The sequence below is a fragment of the Nonomuraea terrae genome, assembly GCF_004348995.1.
GTDB classification, from domain to species: domain Bacteria; phylum Actinomycetota; class Actinomycetes; order Streptosporangiales; family Streptosporangiaceae; genus Nonomuraea; species Nonomuraea terrae.
In genome coordinates this window covers 1-7145 of the sequence record NZ_SMKQ01000313.1, presented here as the reverse complement: position 1 = coordinate 7145, position 7145 = coordinate 1, and the positions used below count along the sequence as shown (strand labels likewise).

The following is a 7145-nucleotide window of genomic DNA, read 5'->3' as shown; positions in this document are numbered from 1 at the left end:
GCTGGGCGGGCTCGAAGGGCGCGCGGTACTCGGGCTCCGGCGACTCCTGCGCCTCGGCCGGACGGGCGCGGTCGGCCCGGCGGACGCGGAGCACCCTGAAGGTGACGAGGAGGAGCGAAACCACGGCCGCCACGGCGATGTAGAGCCACACCGCCCAGGTCTCCGCCAGCGGCTGCCGGTAGAGGGACAGCGCGTCGGGGAGGCCTCCGGTGAGGTTGGCCACGGTGACGTCGGACAGGTCCGGGGCGTCGTGCTCCGCGGGCGGCGTGCGCAGGGCCGCGCCGATCATGAGGGCCGAGCCGGCGATCTGGCCGGCCACGACGGCCCCGCCCGCGTACAGGGCGGCGAACGGCAGCAGGACGAGGCCGCGCGGGCGTACGGCGCCGATCGTGAGCGCCACCAGCAGCGCGATGAGGACCGACAGGGCCAGGGAGAGAGGCACACCGCCACCGAAGCCCGTCACGGCCTCCGGCAGGCTTCGCTGGAACAGCACCGCCGCCCCGAGACACGCCGAGCAGATGAGCGCGACGAGCAGACCGAGGAGGAGTCCGGGCAGCAGGCCGGACCGCTTCTGTGACATCTCAGCCCCCAGAGAATGCACGAATTTATTCCAACGAGTCGGGCACTTTACTCGAACCTCGCAAAACGTGTCTTTGGAACGGTGATTCGCAGGGTGGGACCTGAAGTGGTCTAAACCAATTTCGGTCAGATAGGGTTCGTGATTGAGGTTTCAGCCCGCCATCTGACGAGGGGATCGGTTCCGTGAGCATCCGCGTAGGCGTCAACGGCTTCGGCCGTATCGGTCGCAACTTCTGGCGCGCTGTCGCCGCCAGCGGCAAGGACATCGAGATCGTCGCGGTCAACGACCTGACCGACAACGCGACGCTGGCCCATCTGCTGAAATACGACAGCATCCTGGGCCGGCTGCCGTACGAGGTGAAGGCCACGAGCGATGAGATCACCGTGGACGGCAAGTCCATCAAGGTCTTCGCCGAGCGCGACCCGGGCAAGCTGCCCTGGGGCGACCTCGGCGTCGATGTCGTCGTCGAGTCGACCGGTCTGTTCACCGACGCCACCAAGGCCAAGGTGCACGCCGACAACGGCGCGAAGAAAGTGATCATCTCCGCGCCCGCCAAGAACGAGGACGTCACCATCGTCATGGGCGTCAACGACGGCGCCTACGACCCGTCCAGCCACACGATCATCTCCAACGCCTCCTGCACGACCAACTGCCTGGCGCCCATGGCCAAGGTCATCCACGACACCTTCACCATCGAGAAGGGTCTGATGACCACCATCCACGCCTACACGCAGGACCAGAACCTGCAGGACGGCCCGCACAAGGACCTGCGCCGCGCCCGCGCCGCCGCGCTCAACGTGGTGCCCACCTCGACCGGCGCCGCCAAGGCGATCGGCCTGGTGCTGCCCGAGCTCAAGGGCAAGCTCGACGGCTTCGCCATGCGGGTGCCGATCCCCACGGGCTCGGCCACCGACCTCACCGTCGACGTCAGCCGCGACGTCACCGTCGAGGAGGTCAACGCCGCCGTCAAGGCCGCCGCCGACGGCCCGCTCAAGGGCATCCTCAGCTACACCGAGGACGCGATCGTCTCCTCCGACATCGTCACCGACCCGGCCTCCTGCATCTTCGACGCCGGCCTGACCAAGGTCATCGGCAACCAGGTCAAGGTCGTCGGCTGGTACGACAACGAGTGGGGCTACTCCAACCGCCTCGCCGACCTCATCGAGCTGGTGGGCCGCGACCTCTGATGCCGAGGGCGACACGCCGGGGCGCGCGACAGGCGCGCCCCGCGACGGCCGCGGCGCACCGAGCCGCGTCACGCACCGCGCTCACTGGGCGCATCGACACTGGGGACCTCGACACAGCAACGGGAGCTTGAGCATGCGCACGCTCGACGATCTCGACGTGAAGGGGCGGCGCGTGCTGGTGCGCGCCGACCTCAACGTCCCTCTCGACGGGGAGACGATCACCGACGACGGCCGCATCAGGGCGTCGGTGCCGACGATCAGAAGCCTCGTGGAGCGCGGGGCCAAGGTCGTGGTCTGCGCCCATCTGGGCAGGCCCAAGGGCCAGGTCAAGCCGGAATTCTCACTGCGGCCCGTGGCCCGGCGGCTCGGCGAGCTGCTCGACCAGGACGTCGCCTTCGCCAGCGACGTGGTCGGCGACGCCGCGCGCGCCACGGTCGACACGCTCCAGGACGGCCAGGTCGCCCTCCTGGAGAACCTCCGCTACGAGCCGGGTGAGGAGTCCAAGGACGAGGCCGAGCGGCGAGCGTTCGCCGAGCGGCTGGCCGGGCTGGCCGACCTCTACGTCGGCGACGGGTTCGGCGCGGTGCACCGCAAGCACGCCAGCGTCTACGACGTGCCCCGGCTGCTGCCGCACGCGGCCGGCGGACTGGTCGAGGCCGAGGTCGCGGTGCTGCGGCGGCTGACCGACGACACCGAGCGGCCGTACGTCGTCGTGCTGGGCGGTGCCAAGGTCTCCGACAAGCTCGGCGTCATCGCCAACCTGCTGACCAAGGTCGACCGGCTGCTGATCGGCGGCGGCATGGCCTACACCTTCCTCAAGGCCCAGGGCCACGAGGTGGGCAACTCGCTGCTCCAGGAAGACCAGATCGACCAGGTGCGGGGCTTCCTCGACGAGGCGGGCAAGCGCGGCGTCGAGCTGGTGCTGCCCGTCGACGTGCTGGCCGCGACCGGCTTCGCCGCCGACGCCGAGCACGACGTGGTCGAGGCCACCGCGATCCCGGCCGACCGGGAGGGTCTCGACATCGGGCCCAGGACACGCGAGCTGTTCGCCGCCAAGCTGGCCGACGCCAAGACCGTCTTCTGGAACGGGCCGATGGGCGTGTTCGAGTTCGACGCGTTCTCCGGCGGCACCAGGGCGGTGGCCGAGGCGCTGATCGGCTCCGACGCCTTCACCGTGGTGGGCGGCGGCGACTCGGCGGCGGCCGTGCGCAGGCTGGGGCTGCCCGAGGACGGTTTCTCGCACATCTCCACGGGCGGCGGGGCCAGTCTGGAATACCTTGAGGGCAAGACCCTGCCCGGACTCGCCGCGTTGGAGGACTGAGTTGACGGAGCGTACCCGACGCAGTGAGCGGAGTGGAGGGCCGAAAGAGGCTCTCCGCGGCGCGAACGAGGAGCTGGTGAGCGACCGATGACCACGAGGAAGCCGCTCATCGCCGGCAACTGGAAGATGAACCTCAACCACTTCGAGGCCATCGCGCTGGTCCAGAAGCTGGCCTTCGCACTCAACGACAAGGACTTCGACAAGGCCGAGATCGCCGTCCTGCCGCCGTTCACCGACCTGCGCAGCGTCCAGACCCTGGTCCAGGGTGACAAGCTGAGGATCGCGTACGGCGCCCAGGACCTGTCCCAGCACGACGGCGGTGCCTACACCGGCGAGGTGTCGGGCGCCATGCTGGCCAAGCTCGGCTGCACGTACGTGGTCGTCGGCCACTCCGAGCGCCGCCAGCACCACGGCGAGGACGACGACCTCGTCAACGCCAAGGTGCACGCCGCCCACCGCCACTCCCTCACGCCCATCCTGTGCGTGGGCGAGGGCCTGGCGGTGCGCCAAGAGGGCGGACACATCGCGTACAGTCTTGGACAACTCGACGGCGCGCTGCGCAAAGTCGGGCCCGAGCAGGCAAAATCGATAGTGGTGGCCTACGAACCGGTGTGGGCGATCGGCACCGGCGAGGTGGCCACCCCGGAGGACGCCCAGGAGGTCTGTGGAGCCCTGCGAGTCAGACTCGCTGAGCTCTACGACGCCGAAGTGGCCTCCGGGGTCCGTATCCTTTACGGAGGGTCGGTCAAGTCAGGCAATATCGCGGGGATCATGGTTCAACCCGATGTCGACGGCGCGCTCGTGGGCGGTGCCAGCATCGACGCAGGGGAGTTCGCGAAGATCTGCCGTTTCTCCGATATGCCAGGCTAACTGAGCCGTTCGGGGGGTGCGACTTGACAACAGGCCGTACCCTCTAGAGGCAAGTTTGAATCGTCACGCGTCACAGAGCACTGAAGGAACAGGCATACCGTGGAACTCGGAATCTCCATCGCCCTCATCCTGGCGAGCCTTCTCATGATCCTGCTCGTCCTGCTTCACAAGGGCAAGGGCGGTGGCCTGTCTGACATGTTCGGCGGCGGTTTCTCGTCGAACTTCGGCGGTTCCTCGGTGGTGGAGCGCAACCTCGACCGGCTCACGGTCATCACGGGCGTGGTCTGGTTGGTCTGCATCATCGCCCTCGGCCTTTTGCTCAGGCCCTGAGCAAAAACGTAACGCGTGACAGTGATTCTCCCCCCGTGTCCGCACACGGGGCGATCGAGCGAGGAGTTCATCCGTGGGTAGTGGCAACGCGATCCGTGGCAGCCGAGTCGGCGCCGGCCCTATGGGGGAGGCCGAGCGCGGCGAGGCAGCTCCGAGAGTGCGGGTCTCGTTCTGGTGCGCCAACATGCACGAGACGCGCCCCAGTTTCGCCAGTGACGCGGCGATCCCCGAGACGTGGGACTGTCCTCGTTGCGGCCTCCCAGCCGGACAGGACGAGGCCGCCCCGCCTGCCCCGCCGAAGAACGAGCCGTACAAGACGCACCTGGCCTACGTGAAGGAGCGCCGGAGCGACAAGGACGGCAAGGCGATCCTCGAGGAGGCACTGGAGCGCCTGCGTAACAACAAGTCCCCCTGGTAGGAACGAAGGCGAAGGGGCCCCGGGCGCACACTGCCCGGGGCCCCTTCGTCGTCATCGGCGCTCGTAGACCGGCTCGCCGTCCACGAACGTCATCCGCACCCGCGTCGTCCAGATCTCCTCGGGCGGCAGCGCGAACGGGTCGCGGTCGAGCACCACGAGGTCGGCCGGGCGGCCCGGCTCGATCACCCCGGCCGGGGAGCGGTTGATCCAGGCGGAGCCCGCGGTGTACGCCGCCATGGCCGTCGCCAGGTCGATGCGCTGGCCGGGCAGGAACGGCGTCCGCGCGGTCGGGTAGCCGGCGTGCACCGAACCGCCCGGCTCCGTACGGTTGACCGCGACGTGCATGCCCTGCAGCGGGTCGGCGTCCGAGACCGGCCAGTCGCTGCCGGCGCAGAAGCGGGTGCCGCGGTCGAGCAGGTCCTTGAACGGGTACTGCCACGACGAACGCGGCTCTCCCAGGTAGGGCAGGGTCAGCTCGTCCATCTGGGCGTGGTGGGTGGCCCACAGCGGCTGCAGGTTGGCCGTGACGCCGAGCGCGGCGAAGCGCGGCACGTCGGACGGTTCGATGATCTGCAGGTGGGCGATGTGGTGCCGGTTGGCAGGATCGGTGCCCTCCAGACTGTCCAGGGCCTCGCGCACGGCGCGCTCGCCGATGGCGTGGAAGTGCACCTGGAAGCCGAGGCGGTCCAACTCGGCGACGTACTCCGTCAGCTTGGCCGGGTCGACGTACGACAGCCCGGTGCCCCCGCACCGGCAGTACGGCTCCAGCGTCGCGGCGGTGAAGTTCTCCGTGATGCCGTCCTGCATGATCTTGACCGAGGTGGCGCGGAAGCGGTCGAGCCCCTCGGCGGAGGCCCGGCGGGCGACCAGGTCCTCGATCTGGTCCAGGCCGCGGGTGCGGTCCCACCACAGGGCGCCCACCACGCGCGCCCGCAGCCGCCCTGAGCGGGCCGCGGCCAGGTAGGTGGGCAGCTGGTCGTCGGAGCCGGCGTAGGAGCCCACGATGGCGTCCTGCCAGCCGGTGACTCCCAGGGAGAACAGGTGGCGCTGGGCGTCCTCCAGGGCGTCCAGGAGGTCCTGCTCGGTCGGGCGGGGGGTGAGCAGGCCGGCGAGGTCCATGGCGCCCTCGTGCAGGACGCCGGTGGGCGCGCCGGCGGCGTCGCGCTCGATGCGGCCGTCGGCGGGGTCGGGCGTGGCGGCCGTGATGCCGGCGACCTCCAGGGCGCGTGTGTTGACCCAGGCGGCGTGGTGGTCGCGCTGGATCAGGTAGACGGGGCGGTCGAGGAAGTCGAGGTGTTCGCGGTGGGGGAGCCCACCAGGGAATGCCGACATGTCCCAGCCACCGCCGTCGATCCATTCCTTGTCCTGATTTTTCGCGGCATAGTCCGCGATCTTCTCTATGTACGCCTCAAGGCCGAAAATCTCGGACAAATCGCACGTTGCGCGTTCGAGGCCCGCCTGCACCGGATGCAGGTGGGCGTCCGTGAACCCGGGCGTCAGCAGGCCGCCGTCGAGATCGACCGTCTCGTGGGCCTCCCGCGCCAGGTCTCCCTCCGGGCCCACGGCCGCGATCACACCGTCACGCACCAGCACGGCCTCGGCCAGGACCCCGCGAGGGGTGAAGGCGCGGCCGCCTCGGAAGAGGATGTTCATGGGGTCTCCTTATTCGGTCACTTCATGTTCCCGCGCCTCGCCGGTGCCCGAGGTCGACGCGACACTAGCCACATATCTGCCGATGTAGGGATAAATCGCAACATCATGCGACGAAGTACGCAATGAAACACATCGTTAGCGGCTGTGTAACAGCTGCCCGGCATGCTCATGGCCATGGGATTCCTGCGCATCCGGACCACGGTGGACGAGCGACCCGGCCGGCTGGCCTCGCTGGCCTCGGCCCTGGCGGCCAGAGGCGGCAACATCCTCGGCCTGAGCGTCCAGTCCGACTCCGACGGCACCGTAGACGAGTTCATCGCCGACATCCCCGCCCACCCCGAGACCGTGCGCGAGGCCCTGGAGGCGGCCGGCGGCCGCCGCGTCCAGGTCGTGCCCGCGACCGCGCACGAGCTGACCGACGAGCCCACCAGGGCGCTGCTGCTGGCCTCCCGCCTGCGCGCGATGCCGTGGCGGCTGCCCGAGCTGCTGGCCGAACTGCTGCGCGCGGACGACGCCCGCTGGGTCTATGGTGACTCCGTGAGTGATCTTCCCGACCCCACCCTCCTCGTCGTGCCGGTCGCGCAGCGGCGCGCGGTCCGCCTGCGCCGCGCGGGGCTGCCGTTCACGCTGACCGAGGCGGCCAGGGCGGCCTCCTTCGCCCGGCTCGCCCAGCCGGCCTCGGAGCCGACCGGGAGCGAGCGGGCGATCAAGCTCGCCGACGGGGTCGAGGTCACCGTGCGGCCGCTCACGTCGATCTACCGCGAGGCCGTGCGCGACCTGCACGAC

8 protein-coding genes are annotated in these 7145 nt (G+C 69.6%); 6 read left to right on the top strand and 2 right to left on the bottom strand.

Annotation, left to right across the window (positions count from 1 at the left end):
• The coding region (locus tag E1286_RS44760; protein ID WP_223190921.1) for a hypothetical protein at nucleotides 1-580 on the bottom strand (580 nt) is incomplete at its 3' end.
• 182 nt (nucleotides 581-762) lie between these two features.
• Between E1286_RS44760 and gap the strand changes: the two genes are divergently transcribed.
• The 5 genes from gap (at nucleotide 763) to E1286_RS44735 (ending at nucleotide 4706) form a co-directional block, all read left to right on the top strand.
• Nucleotides 763-1767: a type I glyceraldehyde-3-phosphate dehydrogenase gene (gene gap / locus E1286_RS44755; RefSeq protein WP_132623122.1), complete on the top strand. Its 1005-nt coding sequence runs from the start codon at nucleotides 763-765 to the stop codon at nucleotides 1765-1767.
• Nucleotides 1768-1900: 133 nt separating this feature from the next.
• Nucleotides 1901-3088 (top strand): phosphoglycerate kinase, encoded by a 1188-nt coding sequence (locus E1286_RS49685; RefSeq protein ID WP_281282862.1) that lies wholly within the window; start codon nucleotides 1901-1903, stop codon nucleotides 3086-3088.
• 87 nt (nucleotides 3089-3175) lie between these two features.
• Complete coding sequence (gene tpiA / locus E1286_RS49680) at nucleotides 3176-3958, top strand: triose-phosphate isomerase (RefSeq protein WP_132623118.1); 783 nt, start codon at nucleotides 3176-3178, stop codon at nucleotides 3956-3958.
• Nucleotides 3959-4057: 99 nt separating this feature from the next.
• A complete protein-coding gene (gene secG, locus E1286_RS44740; protein ID WP_132623116.1) occupies nucleotides 4058-4288 on the top strand; it encodes a preprotein translocase subunit SecG in 231 nt (76 codons plus the stop codon).
• A 73-nt stretch (nucleotides 4289-4361) separates the two neighbouring features.
• The gene (locus tag E1286_RS44735) at nucleotides 4362-4706 is read left to right on the top strand and encodes an RNA polymerase-binding protein RbpA (RefSeq protein ID WP_132623114.1); all 345 of its coding nucleotides are present in this window, start codon (nucleotides 4362-4364) and stop codon (nucleotides 4704-4706) included.
• A gap of 51 nt (nucleotides 4707-4757) precedes the next feature.
• Here E1286_RS44735 and E1286_RS44730 read toward each other — a convergent pair whose 3' ends face one another.
• A complete protein-coding gene (locus E1286_RS44730; protein ID WP_132623112.1) occupies nucleotides 4758-6359 on the bottom strand; it encodes an amidohydrolase in 1602 nt (533 codons plus the stop codon).
• 174 nt (nucleotides 6360-6533) lie between these two features.
• Between E1286_RS44730 and E1286_RS44725 the strand changes: the two genes are divergently transcribed.
• Nucleotides 6534-7145: ACT domain-containing protein (locus E1286_RS44725; RefSeq protein ID WP_132623110.1), on the top strand; the 612-nt coding region annotated here is incomplete at its 3' end.

What these genes read in the sequence shown, in the direction of transcription:
- E1286_RS49685 (WP_281282862.1), top strand. Translation starts at nt 1,901, where the DNA reads ATGCGCACGCTCGACGATCTCGACGTGAAGGGGCGGCGCGTGCTGGTG.
- tpiA (WP_132623118.1), top strand. Translation starts at nt 3,176, where the DNA reads ATGACCACGAGGAAGCCGCTCATCGCCGGCAACTGGAAGATGAACCTC.
- E1286_RS44730 (WP_132623112.1), bottom strand. Translation starts at nt 6,359, where the DNA reads ATGAACATCCTCTTCCGAGGCGGCCGCGCCTTCACCCCTCGCGGGGTC.